This is a genomic window from Streptosporangium sp. NPDC002544 (assembly GCF_040295965.1).
In the GTDB taxonomy this organism is placed as follows: Bacteria; Actinomycetota; Actinomycetes; order Streptosporangiales; family Streptosporangiaceae; genus Streptosporangium.
This window is the reverse complement of the sequence record NZ_JBEOWJ010000057.1, coordinates 26976-45192: the sequence shown is the minus strand read 5'-3', so window position 1 is coordinate 45192 and position 18217 is coordinate 26976. Positions and strand designations below refer to the sequence as shown.

Here is an 18217-nt window from a genome sequence, read left to right as displayed (position 1 = left end):
ACCCCCCCCACCACCGCCGGGCGCCGCCGGCGACCCCGGGGGGCCGCCCCCGGGGGCGGGGGAGGGCGAGCCCGGCTCTCGGATCCGAGAGCCGGGCTCGCCCTCTTCCCGCGGGCCACTGTTCGGAAGCCGACGGCGGGCGGATGGTGCCGTTCACATCCGGGGTGACGATGCGCAGGTGATCAAGTCCTGACCTGGAGCGAGTGAGACTCAGGCGACGGAGACGGCCACTCCGTACCCGGTCGTGAACCGCCCTGACCGAGGTCGTCAAGGGTTGGTCCTGAAGGGCTTGAGATCGCTTCAATGATCGGAACCACCCTGGCCGGGACATCCTTGGGGACTCGGCCGAGAATCGGATGTACCGCTCCATGCCGGTCTCTAGTCATTTAATCATCTATCTGTTTAAATCCATTGGAGCACGGCGAGTGCGGAGCTATGGAGGCATGCAGATGCGGATCGGATCGCGCTGGAAGAGCACTGTGGACACCACGGAGGTAATGGTCATCCGTGGGCCGTCGGCCGAGGTGGACCTGTGCTGTGGTGGTCATCCGATGGTGTCCGGCGGAGGCGGGGCGGAGGGAACCGCGGAGTTGAGCCCGCTGCACTCCGACGGCACTCAGATCGGCAAGCGCTACGTGGACGAGGAACTCGGCCTGGAGCTGTTGTGCACCAAGGCGGGGCAGGGCTCTCTCGCGGTCGGTGAGCGGCCCCTGCTGCTGAAGGACGCCAAGCCCCTGCCGACGTCGGACTGATCAGCGCGACAGGTGGCGGCGGCCACGCGTTGATGAGAAGCAATGTGATTGAGAGGAAATCGGCGTGAACATCGGGCTCCTGCTGGAGATGGCCGCGGAGGGCATGCCGGACCGGGTGGCGGTCGGTTCGCGGATCGGCGGTCTGACCTACGCCGAGCTTTTGGATCGGGCTCGCCGGGCGGCGTCCGTCATCCGGCGGTCGCGGGTCGGCGACTCCCCGGTGGAGCGGGTGAGCATGCTCGACCTCAACTCCGGGAACCTGCCCGTCCTGCTTTTCGGTGCCTCGCTCACCGGCCTGCCGTTCGTACCGATGAACTACCGGCTCGCCGACGCGAAGCTGCGCGACATCGTGGCCCGCAACGCTCCTGCCCTGCTGGTGGTCGACCCCCCGGTCATCGACAGGCTCGGTGAGATCGAGGGGTCGCTGGTGCGGACGAGGGAGGACTTCCTCGGCCTGCTGGAGGCCGAGCCGGGCGGCGACGACACGGATGTGACGGGCCGGCAGGAGGGCGAGGGGGACATCGCCATCCTGCTGTTCACCTCGGGTACCACCGGGCCGCCGAAGGCCGCGGTGCTGAGACACCGGCATGTCACCTCCTACGTCCTGTCGGCGAGCGAGTTCGCGTCGGCGGCCGAGGAGGAGGCGACCCTGGTCAGCGTCCCGCCCTACCACATCGCGGGGATCTCGGCGATCCTCTCGGCGGTGTACACCGGACGGCGCCTGGTCTACCTGCCGGCCTTCTCGGCCGAGGGATGGGTCGAGACGGCACGTGACGAGAGGATCACGCACGCGATGGTGGTCCCGACGATGCTCGGCCGCATCCTGGACGCGCTTGAGGCGGGTGGCGGGGAACTGCCGGCCCTGCGTCACCTGTCCTACGGTGGCGGCCCCATGCCCGTCCCCGTGATCGAGCGGGCCATGCGCCTGCTGCCGCACGTGGACTTCGTGAACGCCTACGGGCTCACCGAGACCTCGTCCACGATCGCCATCCTGACGCCCGACGACCACCGCGTCGCGGCGGGATCCGACGACCCGGCCGTCCGCGCCCGGCTTGGTTCCGTCGGCCGCCCCCTGCCGGCGATCGAACTGGAGATCCGGGGCCCCCTGGAGCAGCCGCTGCCCGCCGGGCAGCCCGGTGAGGTCTGGGTGCGTGGGGAGCAGGTGGCCGGCGAGTACCTGGGTGCCGGAGGCCGTGCCCGGGACGGCTGGTTCCCCACCCGCGACAACGGCTATCTCGATGAGGACGGCTACCTGTATCTGTCGGGACGGCTCGACGATGTGATCGTCCGTGGCGGGGAGAACATCTCCCCCGGTGAGATCGAGGAGGTGCTCTTCGGGCATCCGGCCGTCGCGGAGGCCGCCGTCATCGGTGTGCCGGACCTCAACTGGGGCGAGCGGGTCGTGGCCTACGTCGTCGCCCACCCGGGCGCCGTCGTCACCGAGGACGGCCTGCGGGATCACGTGCGTGGCCGTCTCCGGTCCACCTGCACGCCCGAGGAGGTGCACTTCCTCGACGCCCTGCCATACAGCGAGACAGGCAAGCTGCTCCGCAGGGTCCTGCGGGGGAAGGCACAGGAGACGCCCGAGAACGTACGGTGACCGTCTCCAGCGAAGGACCGTTCGTGGAAGTACGGGAACCAGAGGACGACTACGACGAGTTCGAAGCCTTGGGCGAGGCGGTGGCGGAACTGGGACTGGCACCCGATGAGGTGCCACCCGTCAGCCGTCGCTCGATCCAGGTCACCCCGGCCCAGCAGGTCAGCGTCCTCGTCTGGGGCGAGGGCAGCCCCGAACTCGTCTTCCTGCACGGAGGCGGGCAGAACGCGCACACCTGGGATCTGGTGGCCCTGGCGCTGGGCCGGCCGGCGATCGCGGTCGACCTGCCGGGACACGGGCACTCGGACCGGCGCGACGATCACGACTACTGGCCGTGGCGGAACGCGGAGGCGGTTCAGGAGGTCCTCGCCGCCCTCGCGCCCGCACCGGTCACCGTGGTCGGGATGTCCCTCGGCGGGTTGACCGCCATCCGCCTGGGCGCTCTCCGGCCGGACGTCGTGCGCAAGGTGGTCGTTGTCGACGTCACCCCCGGCGTGCACCTGCGCAGCAGGGCGATGACCATGCGGCAGCGCGGGACGACGGCGCTCATCGGCGGAGCCGCGACCTTCGGGTCGTTCGAGCAGATGGTGGATCTGGCCGTCCAGGCGTCACCGAACCGGCCCGCGGCCGCGGTGCGACGCGGGGTGCTACACAACTCCCGGCGGCTTCCCGACGGTCGGTGGACCTGGCGGTACGACAGGATCGGCCGACCAGAGGACGGGCCGATGGACTTCAGTCCACTCTGGGACGACGTCGCCTCGCTACGATGCCCTGTCATGCTGGTCCGGGGAGGGCTCTCAGCCTTCGTCGCGGCTGAGGACGAGCAGGAGTTCGTCCGCCGTCTTCCGTCGGTGAGGACGGAGACGGTTCCTGGAGCCGGTCACTCCGTGCAGAGTGATCAGCCCTGGGGCCTGGCCCATCTGATCGACGACTTCGACTCCTCTTGCTGACGGATCGCTGAGTCTCTCCCTCGAACGTGGTCCGAGGGAGAGACTCAGCTCAGCACGTCGACCACGGTCTTGTTGCCGTGCTTGCGGAGCACCCGCTCGCCCACCTTGATCATCTCATCGCGCCAGAAGTCTCCGGCGGCGTCGGCCTCGCCCGCCTCGATCATGTCCAGCGCCTTGGTGACCGCCTGCTGCCGCTTCCGAAGCCGCTCCCGGGTCGGCAGGGTCGTCGACTGCGAGTCGAGCACCTCTCCCGCGAGCACCTCCTGGAGCGTGCCCCAGAGCAGGGCCAGCGTCTTGTTGCCCGACAACTCGACCAGCCTCTGGTGGAAGCGGATCGTCGCCGCGCTGTAGGCGTCCAGGTCGTCGGCGGCAAGTGCCTCCTGCTTGAGCAGGTAGCGCAGCTCGTGGACCGACGCGGCCCGGTCGGGAGAGTGGGCCAGCATCCTGACGGCGATCGGCTCGATGGCGGTTCGGGCGATATAGACGTCCGAGAGGGTCACGCCGTCCATCTGCATCAGCAGGCCGAGGTAGTTCGCCGCCACCGAGATGGTCGGCCGGCAGGCACGGGCGCCACCGTGTGCGCCGCGGCGTACGCTGATGAGCTTCTCGGATTCGAGGATGCGCAGGGCCTCGCGGAGGGAGGGGCGGGATACACCGAAGCGCTCCATCAGCGCGGACTCGCCGGGTAGCGCGCCCCCCTCGGGGATCTCGCCGCGGACGATCTGGCGGCGGAGAGCGTCGGCCACAACCTCTGCGGTTTTGGGGACTCGCACACGGGAGTCGGTGGCGGTCATCTCACCTGTCTGCGTCACTGGACCAGTGTAGCTGGTGAATCAATGTACTGATCTAATCTTTCTAGATGATAGAAAAAAACAGGTAAGGGTCATCGCAAAATACATCGGCCGCCGTCGAGCATCAGCGTCGCGCCCGTCAGGTAGCGGAGATCGGTGGCGAGGGCCACCACAGCCGGGGCGATGTCGTCGTCCGGATCACCCATGTACCCGAGGGGGATCTGCTTGATGATCGCCTCCCAGCGCCGTGGCGCCTCCTCCTTGAACCGCTTGCCGCTCGCTGACAGGGCGGCGGGACAGATGACGTTGACGGTGATTCCAAGACTGCCCCATTCGCGGGCCGCGTGCTTGGTAAGTCCCCGAATCGCCTCCTTGGCCGCCCCGTAGGGAGAGAAACCGGGGTCTCCCGTCACGCCTGTCGAGGAGCCCATGTTCACGATCGTCCCGCCCCGCCCCCTCATGTACGGCAGACAGGCCTGCATCCCGTACAGCGTGGCCATCGGGCCGCCCTGGAACGCCGCATGGAGCTGCTCGTCCGTCACCGACTCCAACGGGAGGTTTCCTCCGTTACCGCCGCCCTGGGCGTTGTTCACCAGGATGTCGGGCGGGCCGAACCGGTCCGCGCCACTCCGCACCATCTCGTCGACCTGGGTCCGGATGTTCACGTCGCACCGGACGGCCAGTACGGATCCGCCGCTCTCCTCGATCTCCGCGGCCACCAGCGCCACCTTCTCGAAGGTGCGGCCCGATACCACGACCGCCGCGCCCTCCGCGGCCAGCCGCCGGGCGATACCGCGACCGATGCCCTGGCCCGCGCCGGTGACGACCGCGACCTTTCCCGCGAGTCTGCCCATGCGTCACTCCTCATCATGTCGCCCGATTGGCTCGGGCAGATCATGAATAAGTTATATATAATAAATAATTGTAATGTCTAGATCAAGTCGCAAGATCGAGATTCCTCCGCCCCCGTCGCCACGGCCCGGCTCCGGCTCCGGCTCCGATGTCGTCTCGGTGTCCGGTGGATCCCCGGTGCGGGTCCGCCGGACGGTTCCCTGTCCGGGGCTCCGTCGTAGTGTGCCCGCTGTCCCGCCCGTGCCGGGGACCTTGCCCGGCGTGGGCGGCATCGTCTGAGTTCCGTGAGCGCGATCACCCGGACGGCGAAGGGGTGGCCCCCCGCCCACCTGTTCCACAATATGGTCCAATAAGGTATATATATGAGCTATATGTGGCGCGGTGTCGCAAGCGGGTGCTGCGACACTTTCGATGAGGAGCCGAGTGGACGTGGCATCTGACGGCTGGACAGGTCCTCTGATCGTCGAGTGGGACACCGAGCTCCGCGGTGGTGACCCACTCCGGTTCCCCGGTTACCGCGCGGCCCTCCGGGACGCCGCCGGTGAGTCCGTGCGTAGCGGCCTGATCGATGTGGCGGGTGTGCGGTGTGCGCTGGTCGAGGTCCGGTTCGAGCACTTCGGCGGCTCCATGGGCAGCGTGGCGGGGGAGAAGGTGGTGCGGGCCTTCAGCAGGGCGACCGACCAGGGGCTGCCCGTGCTCGGGTTCGTCGCATCGGGGGGCGCGCGCATGCAGGAAGGCATGCTGTCCCTCGTCCAGATGGCGCGGACCGCGTCCGCGGTGAGCAGCCATGCCGCCGCGGGCCTGCTGTCCCTGGGCGTTCTCCGGTCGCCCACGACCGGTGGCGTCTTCGCGTCGTGGGGTTCGCTCCTCGACGTCCGTGCGGTGGAGCCGGGGGCGACCATCGGGTTCGGCGGGCCGAGGGTCGTCGCTCAGGTGACGGGGTGCCTGCCTCCGGCCACGTCGCACAACGCGGAGAGCGCCCACCAGGCCGGTCTCGTCGACGAGATCCTCGCACCGGGGGAGCAGCCGCTCTGGGCAGCCGCGGCCCTCGGCGGCGCGGACCGCCCGCTGGAGTTGCCGCCCGGCAGGCCGAGGGTGCCCGCACCGGCCACGCGGACGCCGTCGTCCGCGTGGGAGACCGTCTCGCGGGTACGCGACAGGGAGCGTCCTTCCGGCCTTGAGTGGGCCGCCGCGCTCTGCTCGTCCTGGGTGGAACTGCACGGCGGTGACCCGGTGATCCGGGCCGGGCTGGCCGTCATCGGCGGACGGCGCGTCGTCGTGGTGCTGATGGACAGGCACGCCGAGGGGCGGCTCGGGCGCCCGCTGCCCGCCGGCTTCCGCCTCGCGCAGCGGGCCGTCCGGCTCGCCGACCGCCTCGGTCTGCCCGTGGTGACGCTGGTGGACACACCGGGCGCCGAGCCGGGGCCGGTGGCGGAGGCGGACGGCATCGCCGGGGAGATCGCCCGCACCCTGCAGGCCCTCGCGCAACTGCGCACCCCGAGCGTCTGCGTCTGCGTCGGCGAGGGCGGCAGTGGCGGCGCCATGGCACTCGCCCACACCGACCGGCTGCTGCAACTCGAAGGCGCGGTCTTCTCGGTGATCGCCCCCGAGGGAGCATCGGTGATCCTGTGGCGGGACGCCTCCCGGGCGCCCGAGGCCGCGGACTCGCTCCGGCTGACAGCCGCCGACCTGCTGGAGCTCGGCCTGGTGGACGAGGTTCTGCCCGACGGCGGTCCCTCGGCCGTGGAGCGGGTGCGCGCCGCCGTTCTTCGGGCGCTGGAGGAGGCCGTGCCGGGAGACCGCCTCGACCGCGTCGACGGCGCCACGCGCGGCTGGCTGCACTCCGGCCGGTGGACCGGCCACGCCCGCCGCGGATCCTCGCGCACCCACCCCTCCACCGAGACGCTCGCCCTCTCAGAAAGGAAGATCTGATGCCCAAGGCTCTGGCACTGATGTTCACCGACGTCTCGGCGCCGGGTGACGAGGCGGCGTTCAACGAGTGGTACCGGGACACGCACCTTCCCGAGGTGCTGGCGCAGGTACCCGGCATCGTCGGCGCGAGCCGGTACGTCGCGGCACCGGAGTCGGTGGCGGACATGCCCGGAGGCCGCAGATACCTCGCCGTCTACCGGATCGAGGCGGACGACCCGCGGGTCGTGATGACGACCTTGCGGGAGCGGATCGCCGACGGCTCCATCGGGATCACCGAGACCCTGCGGACGGACCCCCCTCCGCTCTCCCTGGTGTACCTGTCGCTGGAAGGGGATGGTCTTCCGGACGCCGGGTGAGTGTCACGCGCATCGGTACGGTGTGATCGGCCGGTCGGGGTAGTCTCCGTTCTGGACGTGGGGCTGTTCCACCCATCTCGTCCACATGGTCCCGGAGTGGGACGCGCCGGGGCGGGGCAGGGGACCCGATCGCGTAGGAGGAGAGACCGTGGCCGCAGAGCAGCCTCCCCGAGAGGCCGCCGCCCAGCCGCCGGCTGACCGTGTGCCAGGAGGGCAGCTCAGCGAGGGAGAGGTCGTCAGGGCCGCTCTGCGTGTCGCCGAGCGGGTCGGTTTCACCGGGGTCAGTATGCGTGAGGTGGCGCGGGAACTCGACGTGACGCCGATGGCGATCTACTACCACGTCCAGAACAAGCAGGCGCTGCTCGAACTGGTCGCCGACGTGATCCTCGCCGGGATCCGGCTCCCGCCGTCGGACGCCGGCACCTGGATGGAACGGCTTCGGTTGCTCCATCAGGAGACCAACCGGGTGCTGGGCGTCTACCCGGGGATCGACGCCATGATGATCGACCTCGGCCTCACGGCACAGGGGCGCCGGTTGATGGATGCGAACATCCAGATCCTGCTGGACGCGGGCTTCGACGAGCGAATGGCCCTGCTCGCTTACAACGTGCTCCACTCCTACGGGGTCGGGCGCGTCACCATCGAGGCCAGGCTGCGTGGACGGCGGCGCTCTCTCCCGGGCGCCGTCAGTGGTGACTACCCCGCGCTGCGCCGGATCCGGGACCAGGTGCCGGATCTGCGGGCCGCGGACTACCGCGCCTTCGGGTACGAGGCGATCCTGCTCGGGCTCGACGACCTGCTGAAGGCGGCGCGCTCCCACGAGGAGGGGTCCCGGAGCGCCACACCATGATCCGGACGACCAGGTCCAGCACCGGGCCGGGGCAGGGACCGTCGCGCTCACGGACGGTGCCTCGGCCTGCCGGCTGATCGCTCGTCCGCGACGGCGGCTCCATACCCGGATGCCGGTAAGAAGCCGGACAGAGGACATCCGCTTCCGGGGAGCGAGGCGCCGATGGTGCCGGCTGCCCCGCCCTCGGACCGGATACGGCTCATGCTCCGAGGGCAGGCAGATGATCTCCGACCGGGCGGGGCGCTCGTGCCGACTGGCCGGGGGCGGTTCCTCAGTCCCTGCGCAGGATGATCCCCTGGGCGTTGAAGAAGAAGCCGCCGGGAGTGAGGAGGGCCGTGCGGGCGCCGGGGACCTGGCGTTCACCGGCGTCGCCGCGGAGCTGGACGACGGCCTCGCGGACGTGGCCGGAGCCCTGGGTGCCGCCCTCGGACAACGCGCCCCCGTGCGGGTTCACCGGGATCCGACCGTCGATCATGATCCGGTTGGCGTCCTTGTCCCAGTGCTCCTCCAGGAACGCCCCGCCCTCTCCGGGGCCGCACCAGCCGGTGTTCTCGATCCACGCCAGGGTGATGAAGCTGAAACCGTCGTAGGGGAAGTACACGTCGACGTCGGGGATCCAGAGATCGCTCTTCTCCCGCAGGTTCTTGACCACCACGTGCTGGCCGTGGTCGTGCAGCCCGGGCGTCTGGTCCTCGTCGTTCTTCGCGATGGTTCCGGCGGTGGCCGCGTGGATGAGCACGGGATTGTCGGTCAGGTCCCGGGCACGCTCGGCGGTGGTCAGGACGAAGGCGTCGGCGCCGTCCACCGGCACGTCCATGTCGAACAGGCAGAGCGGGTCACGGATCATCCGGGCGTTGAGATAGTTCTCCATCGTCAGGGGGGCGCGCATCGCCGCCAGGGGGTTTCTCGCGGCGTTGCTCCGGTTGTTCACGGCCACGTACCCGAGGTGCTCGCGCTTGATGTCGTACTCGTGCAGGTAGCGGCTCGCCCACGCGGTGTAGCCCACGGAGCCTTCGACGGATTCGGGATCCACCCTGCGCGATGCGCCGAGCGGCTGGCCGCCGAACCCCAGCCCTCGCCGGAACGGGTCGGCCGCCGCGGACCTGGAGATGGCCGGGGACCGGTACACCCCGTGGTAGACCAGCGCGGTGTCGCACGAACCCGAGTAGATGGCGTTCATGGCGTCGATGATCGGGAACGCGATCGGCACGGGCTGGTTGACGTAGTGGGTCACCTCGGGCAGCCCCAGCATCGAGACCATCTCACGGGCGCTGAGGCCGGTGCCGCAGACGCCGTCGATGTCCTCCTTACCCAGCCCCGCGTCCTTGATGGCCTTGATGGAGGCCTCGGCCACCAGCGAGTCGCGGGAACGGCCGCCGGCGTCCCGGCTGAACCCGGTCGAGCCGACACCGACGATCGCGATCTGGTCCTTGATCGGGTTGCGTGCCATCAACTCATGCCCTTTCTGAGGATTGCCGTCCCGGCGTGGCGGTCGACCGCCTGCCCGGGGTCATGATCCGGCCGGCCGGAAGACCGGGAACGGCTCGCCGTGACGCTCGATCCATGCCAGCTCCACCGGGGAGCCGATGGCGATGTCGTCCTGCGTGACACCCGTCACCGTGCTGGTGAAGCGCAGTCCGGGCTGTTCGACGAGCTCCACCATGGCCACCGGGTGAGGGGTGGAGTAGTCGACGTCCGGAGCCGGCGGTCCCTGGCGGAGCCAGATCAGCGTGTGGATCACGCCCTTCCCGCTGACCGGCGTGGCACGTACGTCCTGGGACCAGCACTCCGGGCAGACCGGGCGTGGCGGATGCTGCCAGTTACCGCAGTCCTGACAGCGGTTCATCACCAGCTCACGCCGGAGCCACCCGCGGTAGAACTCCTTGTTGTCATGAAGGATGAGAAAACCCGGGAGTCGTTCGAGTAGCTCGCGGTCACTGACCGTGCTCATCGCTTCATCCTCTCGCCATGGGCATGTGCGCCGTCCAACCACGCTGTGTCGATGAAGTATTCGAGATTGGAGGCTACCCATTGCGGACGTACTAGCGCAATAATCTACTTAATTGAGCGCTTCTTGGAAGGACATGATGGCAACGATGCAGCGTAGAGGGAGGCGGATCGCGATGACCCCCGGCGAGATCGACGACTTCCTCGGCGTCGAACGGACCTGCCGGGTGGCCACGCTGGGCGGGTCCGGCCCGCATGTGACGGCGCTCTGGTTCGTCTGGGACGGGAAGTCGCTCTGGTTGAACTCGCTCATGCCGAGCCGGCGCTGGACGGATCTGCGGGCGGATTCCCGGATCGCCGTCCTGGTCGACACCGGAGGCGAGTACGGCGAGCTGCGGGGTGTCGAGCTGAGGGGCCGGGCCGTGGCCGTCGGCGAGGTGCCGCGGACCGGTGCGGTGGTCGGAGAGCTGGCGGAGCCCGAGAGGCTCTTCGCGCTCAAGTACTCCGGCTCGGACCGGATGACCCACGACGGTCGTCACGCCTGGCTCCGGGTGACGCCGGACGCGATCGTCAGCTGGGACTTCCGGAAGCTTTCGGCCCGAGAGGGAGGCGACTCGTGACCCTGGAGCAGGGTGTCCCGGTCGCCGGATCCGGTGAGACCGGGTTCGCGGCGGACATCGGGGGCGGTCTCGGCGGACTGGAGGTCACCTTCGACCACGCGGCGGTCGCGGTACCGCGCATCCGCGACGTGCTGCCGCTCTACCGTGACGTGCTGGGCGGGGCGTTCCTGCGCGGTGGCGACAACGTCCGGGTCGGCTACCGTGGCCTGCAGCTCCGCTTCGCGGGCGGCACCAGGATGGAGATCATCGAGCCGCTCGCCGGTTCCACCTTTCTGGACTCCTTCCTGCGGCGGACGGGTGGGGGCGGGCTGCACCACATCACGTTCAAGCTGGCCGACGTCGAGGCGGCCGCCGACAGACTACGGGCGCACGGTTACCCGCTCACCGGGCTCCATCTGGAGAACCCGTCCTACCGGGAGGTCTTCGTGCATCCCCGGGACTCCTTCGGAACCCTGGTGCAGCTGGTCGAGGAGCCGGTCGTTGGGCCGTCCGAGGTGGGCACGATCGACGAGTTGCTGGCGGCGGGCGAGGGTATCGGAGTGCCCGGTCTCTGATGAGACACTGTTCATATCTATCAGTTCAATAAGCTATCTAATTAACCTATGATTGCGTTACGGTGGGGATGTCTCCGGTGGGGGCGATGGGGCGCCGGTGTCACGACTCGGTCATCAGACATGGAACCGCCGGCCTCATCCACGCCGAGCGCGAGAAGGAGCGCAGTGAACGACATGATCGCGTCCGAGGCGCACAAGGCTGACGAGAGTGCGGAGCTCGTCGAGTTCCGTACCCGAGCCCGTGCGTGGCTGGCCGAGAGCGCCGAGCGCCGCGACGCCGTCCAGGTGTCCGACGACGCCTTGGACGAGAACGACGGCGAGTCCCTCCACGCCCTGGAGACGGCGAAGCGCTTCCAGGCGAAGCTCTTCGACGCGGGCCTGGCCGGGCTCAGCTGGCCGAAGGTCTACGGCGGTCAGGGCCTCACCATGGAACACCAGCGGGTGTTCAACGAGGAGGCGGCCGACTACGTCATCCCCACCGGGCCGTTCATCATCGGTCTCGGCATGTGCGCGCCCACGCTGCTGGAGTACGGCACCGAGGAGCAGCGCCTGGCGCACGTCCCCAGGATGCTGCGCGGCGACGAGGTCTGGTGCCAGCTCTTCTCCGAGCCGGGTGCCGGTTCCGATGTCGCCAGCCTGCAGACCCGTGCCGTCCGCGACGGTGAGGAGTGGGTGCTCAACGGCCAGAAGGTCTGGACGTCGGGGGGACATTACTCCGACTACGGCCTGATCGTCACGCGCACCAACGTCGACGTGCCCAAGCACAAGGGCATCACGATGTTCATCGTGGATATGCGCTCGCCCGGCGTCAGCATCCGCCCGCTGCGGCAGATGACCGGTACGAGCGGTTTCAACGAGGTCTTCTTCGACGACGTTCGCGTCCCGTCGAGCAACCTGGTCGGAGCCGTGGACGAGGGCTGGCGAGCGGCCATCGGAACGTTGATGAACGAACGGGTCTCCATCGGCGCCGGCGGAGGAGGTCTGGGACGCCGGGTGGGGGGAGGCGAGTTCGACGCGCTGATCGAGCTCGCCCGTGATCGTGGTGTCCTGGCGGACCCTGTGCTCCGGCAGTCGCTCGCCTCCGTCTACATCGAGGAGCGCATCCTTGAGCTGCTGTCCCAGCGGATCAGGGCGGACGTCCGGGCGGGTAAGGCGCCCGGTCCGGAGGGCTCGATCGCCAAACTGGCCGGTACGCAACTGGCCCGCCACGTCGCCGACGTCGCTGAGGAGATCCTGGGTGCCGCCGGACAGGCCTGGGAGCCGGGCGATGCCGTCAGCAGGCGCTGGACCACGGCGCTGCTGGCCGCTCCGGGTAACAGCATCGCCGGTGGCACGCCGGAGATCATGAAGAACATCCTGGGCGAGCGGGTGCTGGGGCTGCCCAAGGAGCCCCAGGTGGATCGGGACGTCCCGTTCCGGGATGTGAAGGTCAGCGGGTAGCGGTCCCCGACCGGAGACGAACTGGGGCGGCGGACGGATCCGCAGGCCTCGCCCTCATCGGACATGGCATGAAGTAGCGACCACGAGATGTCTGGTCGACGACACGGAAGCGGAGACGTACATGGGTGCATTGGACGGACGGGTTGCTGTCATCACCGGCGCGGGTCGCGGGGTGGGGCGCGAGCACGCGCTGCTCTTCGCGAAGGAGGGCGCCAAGGTCGTGGTCAACGACCTGGGTGGCGGAACCGACGGCAGCGGCAGCGACACGACCCCGGCGCAGGAGGTCGTCAACGAGATCCGGGCCGCCGGCGGCGAGGCCGTGGCGAACGGTGACGACGTGGCCGACGCCGAGGGTGCCGAACGGCTGATCCGGACCGCGGTGGACACCTTCGGGGACCTCCACGTGCTCGTGAACAACGCCGGTATCCTGCGCGACCGGATGCTGGTCAACATGTCCGACGAGGAGTGGGACTCGGTCATCCGCGTCCACATGCGCGGTCACTTCATGCCCACGCGCGCGGCCGCGCGGTACTGGCGCGAGAAGTCCAAGTCGGGTGCCACCGTGGACGCCTCGGTCATCAACACCGCCTCGACGTCCGGGCTCTTCGGCAACGTCGGCCAGACCAACTACGGCGCCGCGAAGAGCGGGCTGGCGAGTTTCACGATGATCCTCCAGTGGGAGCTCGAGCGCTACGGCGTGCGGGCCAACGCCATCGCGCCCGCCGCGCGGACCCGTCTGACCGGCACCATCCCCGGCCGGGAGGACCGGGAGTCCCTGACGGGAACCTCCTCCCAGGAGTTCGACAAGGACGACCCCGCGAACATCGCGCCGTTCGTCGCCTACCTGGCGACGAAGGACTGCCCGATCAAGGGACGGGTGTTCTTCGTGCATGGCGGTGCGGTCCACCTGTTCCAGCCGTGGGCGATCGTCGACACCATCGACAAGAAGGACAGGTGGACGGTGGCCGAGCTGGAGAAGCAGGCCGCGCACTTCGCCGACGTCGAGTTCGATCTCCGCCGCCCGTACTGATCGGCGACCGAAACGCGACGAGAGGATCAACCAATGCCGGATCTCATCATCGAGAAAAACCCGGACAAGCACTACATGTTGTTCCGGTTCAACCGGCCGGAGCAGCTCAACGCGATCACCCCGGCGATGCAGTCGGACCTCAAGGAAGGGGTGGCCGAACTGGCCGCCGACCCGGAGATGCGCGTCGGGATCCTGACAGGGACGGGTCGCGCCTTCTCGGCGGGCGCCGACCTGAAGGCCATGGCCGAGCGCAACGCGGAGTCGGCGAGCCTCGACGCCAAGGCGGCCAGTGGCGAGATCACGGCCGAGGAGCGGCGTGACCGTGCCCGCGTTCTGGGAGCCGGCTCGGCCTACGGGGTGGACGCGATCCCGAAGTTTCCCTTCGCCGCCTGCCCCAAGCCCGTCATCGCCGCGGTCAACGGCCTCTGCGTGGCCGGTGGGATGGAGATGGCCATCGACTGCGACATCCGGATCGCCTCCACCGAGGCCTACTTCGGGGTCTTCGAGGCCAAGCGGGGAATCATGGCCGGGATCGCCGTCCAGCACCTGGCCCGCGTGATGCCGGTGGGTGAGGCGATGAACCTGCTGCTGACCTGCGACCGCATGTCGGCGGAGCGCGCGCACCAGCTCGGTTTCGTGCAGCAGGTGGTCGAGCCGGGCGCCCTGCTCGACCGTGCCGTGCAGATGGCGGAGATGATCGGGGCGAACGCCCCACTGCCCGTGCAGGGCTCGAAAGCGATGGTGCAGTTCTGGCGGCACTACGGCGTCGAGGAGGCGCGGAGGCTCGAGGAGTACGTCTGGAAGCGGGTCTTCGAGTCGGATGACGCGAAGGAGGGCCCCCGGGCCTTCGCGGAGAAGCGGGCTCCCAGCTGGACGGGTCGCTGATCTGGGAGCACGTGGAAGCCCCGCCCACCGGAAACGGCGGGCGGGGCTTCTGTACGTCTCGCGCTCGGCCGGCACGGACGCGGCGGCAGCGGACAGGGCCCCGTCACCTGCGGGTGACGGGGCCCTGACGCCGTTCGGGCGGGACGGGGATCAGACGGGGCGGAAGCGGTAGAGCGTCCAGTCCGGGGTGACGTCATCGTAGACGACCTCGACCGGCATCCCGATCCGGACGTCCTCCACCGGGCAGTCCACGATCGTGCTGATCATCCGCGGACCCTCGGGCAGCTTGACGTGGGCGATGGCGTAGGGAGCCTCCTCCTGGTACGCCGGAGTCGGCGCCCGCCGCACGACGGTGAAGGTGTACACCTCGCCCCGGCCGCTCACCGCCGTCCACTCGACGTCCTCGGAGTAGCAGTGCTGGCAGATCTCGGTGGGGATGTGGCGGAACGTCCCGCAGCCGGCGCACTTCTGCAGCTTGAGCTCGTGCTGCTTCAAGGCATCCCAGAAGGGCATGTGCAGCGGGGTCACTTCGGGCAGGAGCTTCTGGTATTCGGTCATCTCAGTCCCTCGCGAGGATGGCGCCGTACTGGACATGGGACACACCGCCGACGCCGTGCACGTATCCCAGCCGGGCGTTCGCGACCTGGCGCGGCCCGGCTTCGTGGCGGAGCTGCTGCACGACCTCGATCATGGTGAAGAGGCCGCAGCTCGCGGCGTGGCTGCAGGACAGGAAACCTCCGCCGGTGTTCGTGGGCAGGCGGCCGCCGATCTTCAGGGCGCCGCCCTCGACGAAGGCACCTCCCTCGCCGCGCTTGCAGAACCCGGCGTTCTCCAGCTCCACGATCACGTTGATGGTGAAGTGGTCGGAGATGCCGGCGACGTCGATGTCGTCCCTGGTCACCCCGGCGATGCCGAAGGCCGTGTCCGCGGCCACCCGGCCTCCGTAGAGGTCGGTCAGCTCGGGGAGGTGGTTGGGGTCGAGGTAGCCGTGTCCCTCTCCCCAGCCGAGCAACGACACGGGGGTGTGCAGCCCGAGCGAGCGGGCACGCTCGGTGCTGGTCACCACGATGCAGCCGCCGCCCTGGTTGACCACGCAGCAGTCGAGCAGGTGCAGGGGGTCGGAGATCATGCGGGAGGAGAGCACGTCGTCGACGGTGATCTCGCCGCGGTGCCCCATGTAGGAGAGCGGGTTGAGGGTGGCTCCGTGGCGGGCCGCGACGGCCACCTCGGCCAGCTGCTCCGGGGTCGTGCCGAACTCGTGCATGTGGCGCTGGGCCACCACCGCGTAGTCCGCGACGCGGGTGGTTCCCCAGATGTACTCGTACGGGCTGCCCAGCTTCGCCATCGCCGCGACCGCGGCGTTTCGGTCGGCGCCCGCGTACCCCGCGGCGGAGCCGGCCGCCACCGTCGGGATGACCACGACCTCGCACACACCCTGTGCGATGGCCATGGCCGCGAGGCCGATTCCGGCCGACTGGGCGGAGGCGCCGATGCTGCTGGTGGCCTGGAACTTCAGTGGATGGCCGATCAGGTCCGCGAAGGCGCCTCCGGGCAGTGAGCCGCGGATGCCCACCCCCTCGGGGGGTGCGCCGATCAGCCCGTCGACGTCGGCCAGGGTCAGTCCGGCGTCCGCGAGCGCGCCCTTGACGCACTCGAGGTACACGCTCTGGGATGTGCGGTCGCTCAGGTCTCCCTGAGGCGTCATGTAGACGCCCGCGACCGCCGCTTGGCGAAAGGTGGCCACTCGGCGTACTCCTCACTTCGTTGCGACGGCAGCCTCACAGTCAGGTCAGCGACCGTCGGGGCAGCCGTCATGTGAGTCCTGCGCGACAGGTTAGTAGGTAGATTATTGAACTAACAAGCTCGCCAAGCAAGGATGATCGACATCTTCGCGGCACTGGCGCTTATCAGTTGAATCAGTAAGATACTTGCATGCTATACATCAACGGTGAGTGGGCGCCCAGTCGGAGTGCGCGTGAGTTCGAGTCGAGGGATCCGGCCTCCGGTGCCGTCCTGGGGCAGGTGGCGGATGCCGGGCGGGAGGACGTGGCGGCAGCCATCGCGGCGGCCGAGCAGGCCTTTCCCGCCTGGGCGAAGCGCACCGCCTACGAGCGCTCCGCGATCCTGTACCGCGCGTGGGAGCTGATGCTGGAGCGCAAGGAGGAACTGGCCCAGCTCATGACCCGCGAGCAGGGAAAACCGATCCGGATGGCGCGTACGGAGGTCGGCTACGCGGCGGACTTCGTACTCTGGTTCGCCGAGGAGGCGAAGCGGGTCTACGGTGAGACGATCCCCTCGTCGCGGGCGGACCAGCGCTTCCACGTGCTGCGTCAGCCGGTGGGCGTCGCGGCCGCGATCACGCCGTGGAACTACCCCATCTCGATGCTCACGAGGAAGATCGCGCCGGCCCTGGCCGCCGGCTGCACCATCGTGGTCAAGCCGGCCGAGCAGACGCCGCTGTGCGCGGTGGAGACCTTCAAGGTGTTCGCCGACGCCGGTGTGCCGGCCGGTGTGATCAACCTGGTGTCCTCGTCGGACCCCGAGCCGATCGGTGACGAGCTGCTGAGCAACCCGGCGGTCCGGAAGATCACCTTCACCGGCTCGACGGAGATCGGCAAGTTCATCGCCGGCCGGGCGGCGGAGCAGATGAAACGGGTCTCGATGGAGTTGGGCGGCCACGCGCCCTTCATCGTCTTCCCGGACGCGGACCCGGTGCGGGCCGCGAAGGGCGCGGCCGCGGTCAAGTTCCTCAACACCGGCCAGGCCTGCATCAGCCCCAACCGCATCTTCGTGCACCGCTCCATCGCCGAGACCTTCCTCGCCACGCTGCGCGAGCGGGTCGCGAAGCTCAAGACCGGTCACGGGCTGGCCGACGGCATCTCCGTGGGGCCTCTGATCGACGAGCAGGCCCTGACCAAGATGCAGCGGCAGGTCGACGACGCCGTCAGCCACGGGGCGGACGTGCTGGTCGGTGGCGAGCAGTTGAAGGGCGGCGCCTACGAGGGCGGGTACTTCTGGGCTCCCACCGTCATCTCCGGCGTCACGCCGGAGATGCTCATCTACCGCGAGGAGACCTTCGGCCCGATCGCTCCGGTCATCATCTTCGATGACGAGGAGGAGGTCATCAGGATGGCCAACGACACCACGTACGGTCTGGCCTCGTACATCTACACCAACGACCTGAGCCGGGCCTACCGGGTCGCGGAGGCGCTGGACTTCGGCATGATCGGAATCAACGACATCAACCCGACCTCCGCCGCCGTGCCGTTCGGCGGGGTCAAGGAGAGCGGCCTGGGGCGTGAAGGCGCTCGCGAGGGGCTCTCCGAGTATCTGAACAGCAAGGTGCTCGGCATCGCGCTGTAGGGGGCACCGCCCGCCCCGGTCGATGTGGTGGGGCGCTCAGCCAAGCGGCTGAGCGCCCCACCACATACGTTTTGGGCTATATGTTATGACTTTTTGGCCTGTCCGCCGGAGGTCTTCGGCGACCTCTAACATGCCCCTCCCGGTACATGTGACGACCCAAGTGAAATCATTGCATTAGGTAGATAATCGCCCTATTCTAGGGCGACGACCTCCGAAGACGCTGTGACACGGCGTTGGTCTGTACCCGTAAACGACGACCTCACAGTTCACTTTTCCTCTTTGGAGACCACCTGTGTTG

Annotated in this window: 18 protein-coding genes; 12 read left to right on the top strand and 6 right to left on the bottom strand. The window is 68.9% G+C overall.

The features are described from left to right. Positions 1–449: 449 nt before the first annotated feature. The 3 genes from ABT061_RS46155 (at position 450) to ABT061_RS46145 (ending at position 3299) form a co-directional block, all read left to right on the top strand. Entirely contained in the window at positions 450–752 is a 303-nt protein-coding gene (locus tag ABT061_RS46155) for a hypothetical protein (protein ID WP_350930052.1), read from the top strand. Positions 753–816: 64 nt separating this feature from the next. Then, entirely contained in the window at positions 817–2352 is a 1536-nt protein-coding gene (locus tag ABT061_RS46150) for a class I adenylate-forming enzyme family protein (protein ID WP_350930051.1), read from the top strand. A gap of 23 nt (positions 2353–2375) precedes the next feature. Next, complete coding sequence (locus tag ABT061_RS46145) at positions 2376–3299, top strand: alpha/beta fold hydrolase (protein ID WP_350930050.1); 924 nt, start codon at positions 2376–2378, stop codon at positions 3297–3299. A gap of 44 nt (positions 3300–3343) precedes the next feature. On the opposite strand, the gene ABT061_RS46140 is transcribed toward ABT061_RS46145, so the two are convergent. After that, positions 3344–4111 (bottom strand): FadR/GntR family transcriptional regulator, encoded by a 768-nt coding sequence (locus ABT061_RS46140; protein ID WP_350930049.1) that lies wholly within the window; start codon positions 4109–4111, stop codon positions 3344–3346. Between the two features lie 71 nt (positions 4112–4182). After that, on the bottom strand, positions 4183–4944 hold the full coding sequence (locus ABT061_RS46135) for an SDR family NAD(P)-dependent oxidoreductase (RefSeq protein ID WP_350930048.1): 762 nt from the start codon (positions 4942–4944) through the stop codon (positions 4183–4185). 421 nt (positions 4945–5365) lie between these two features. On the opposite strand from ABT061_RS46135, the gene ABT061_RS46130 reads away from it, so the two are divergent. The 3 genes from ABT061_RS46130 (at position 5366) to ABT061_RS46120 (ending at position 8080) form a co-directional block, all read left to right on the top strand. After that, positions 5366–6874: a carboxyl transferase domain-containing protein gene (locus tag ABT061_RS46130; protein WP_350930047.1), complete on the top strand. Its 1509-nt coding sequence runs from the start codon at positions 5366–5368 to the stop codon at positions 6872–6874. Next, on the top strand, positions 6874–7230 hold the full coding sequence (locus tag ABT061_RS46125; protein WP_350930046.1) for a hypothetical protein: 357 nt from the start codon (positions 6874–6876) through the stop codon (positions 7228–7230). Before ABT061_RS46130 ends, ABT061_RS46125 begins: the two co-directional genes overlap by 1 nt. A gap of 148 nt (positions 7231–7378) precedes the next feature. Next, on the top strand, positions 7379–8080 hold the full coding sequence (locus ABT061_RS46120) for a TetR family transcriptional regulator (protein ID WP_350930045.1): 702 nt from the start codon (positions 7379–7381) through the stop codon (positions 8078–8080). 271 nt (positions 8081–8351) lie between these two features. Here the strand turns inward: ABT061_RS46120 and ABT061_RS46115 are convergent, their stop codons facing one another. Together ABT061_RS46115 and ABT061_RS46110 are read right to left on the bottom strand one after the other, a co-directional pair. Next, entirely contained in the window at positions 8352–9530 is a 1179-nt protein-coding gene (locus ABT061_RS46115) for a thiolase family protein (RefSeq protein WP_350930044.1), read from the bottom strand. 60 nt (positions 9531–9590) lie between these two features. Continuing rightward, positions 9591–10031, bottom strand: coding sequence for a Zn-ribbon domain-containing OB-fold protein (locus ABT061_RS46110; RefSeq protein ID WP_350930043.1), 441 nt, complete (start codon positions 10029–10031; stop codon positions 9591–9593). Between the two features lie 145 nt (positions 10032–10176). On the opposite strand from ABT061_RS46110, the gene ABT061_RS46105 reads away from it, so the two are divergent. The 5 genes from ABT061_RS46105 to ABT061_RS46085 all read left to right on the top strand — a co-directional run bounded on the left by ABT061_RS46105 (position 10177) and on the right by ABT061_RS46085 (position 14556). Continuing rightward, the gene (locus ABT061_RS46105) at positions 10177–10647 is read left to right on the top strand and encodes a pyridoxamine 5'-phosphate oxidase family protein (RefSeq protein ID WP_350930042.1); all 471 of its coding nucleotides are present in this window, start codon (positions 10177–10179) and stop codon (positions 10645–10647) included. Then, a complete protein-coding gene (locus tag ABT061_RS46100; protein WP_350930041.1) occupies positions 10644–11201 on the top strand; it encodes a VOC family protein in 558 nt (185 codons plus the stop codon). Before ABT061_RS46105 ends, ABT061_RS46100 begins: the two co-directional genes overlap by 4 nt. 174 nt (positions 11202–11375) lie before the next feature. Then, positions 11376–12641, top strand: coding sequence for an acyl-CoA dehydrogenase family protein (locus tag ABT061_RS46095; RefSeq protein WP_350930055.1), 1266 nt, complete (start codon positions 11376–11378; stop codon positions 12639–12641). Positions 12642–12762: 121 nt separating this feature from the next. Then, positions 12763–13671 carry an SDR family oxidoreductase gene (locus ABT061_RS46090; protein ID WP_350930040.1) on the top strand — a complete coding sequence of 303 codons (909 nt, stop codon included), beginning with the start codon at positions 12763–12765 and terminating at the stop codon, positions 13669–13671. Positions 13672–13704: 33 nt separating this feature from the next. Further along, positions 13705–14556 carry an enoyl-CoA hydratase/isomerase family protein gene (locus ABT061_RS46085; protein WP_350930039.1) on the top strand — a complete coding sequence of 284 codons (852 nt, stop codon included), beginning with the start codon at positions 13705–13707 and terminating at the stop codon, positions 14554–14556. A gap of 150 nt (positions 14557–14706) precedes the next feature. On the opposite strand, the gene ABT061_RS46080 is transcribed toward ABT061_RS46085, so the two are convergent. Further along, positions 14707–15114, bottom strand: a complete 408-nt coding sequence (locus ABT061_RS46080) for a Zn-ribbon domain-containing OB-fold protein (protein WP_350930038.1) — start codon at positions 15112–15114, stop codon at positions 14707–14709. A 1-nt stretch (position 15115) separates the two neighbouring features. After that, positions 15116–16300 carry a thiolase C-terminal domain-containing protein gene (locus tag ABT061_RS46075; protein ID WP_350930037.1) on the bottom strand — a complete coding sequence of 395 codons (1185 nt, stop codon included), beginning with the start codon at positions 16298–16300 and terminating at the stop codon, positions 15116–15118. Positions 16301–16488: 188 nt separating this feature from the next. Between ABT061_RS46075 and ABT061_RS46070 the strand changes: the two genes are divergently transcribed. Beyond that, positions 16489–17919 (top strand): NAD-dependent succinate-semialdehyde dehydrogenase, encoded by a 1431-nt coding sequence (locus ABT061_RS46070; protein WP_350930036.1) that lies wholly within the window; start codon positions 16489–16491, stop codon positions 17917–17919. The last annotated feature ends 298 nt before the right edge of the window (positions 17920–18217 follow it).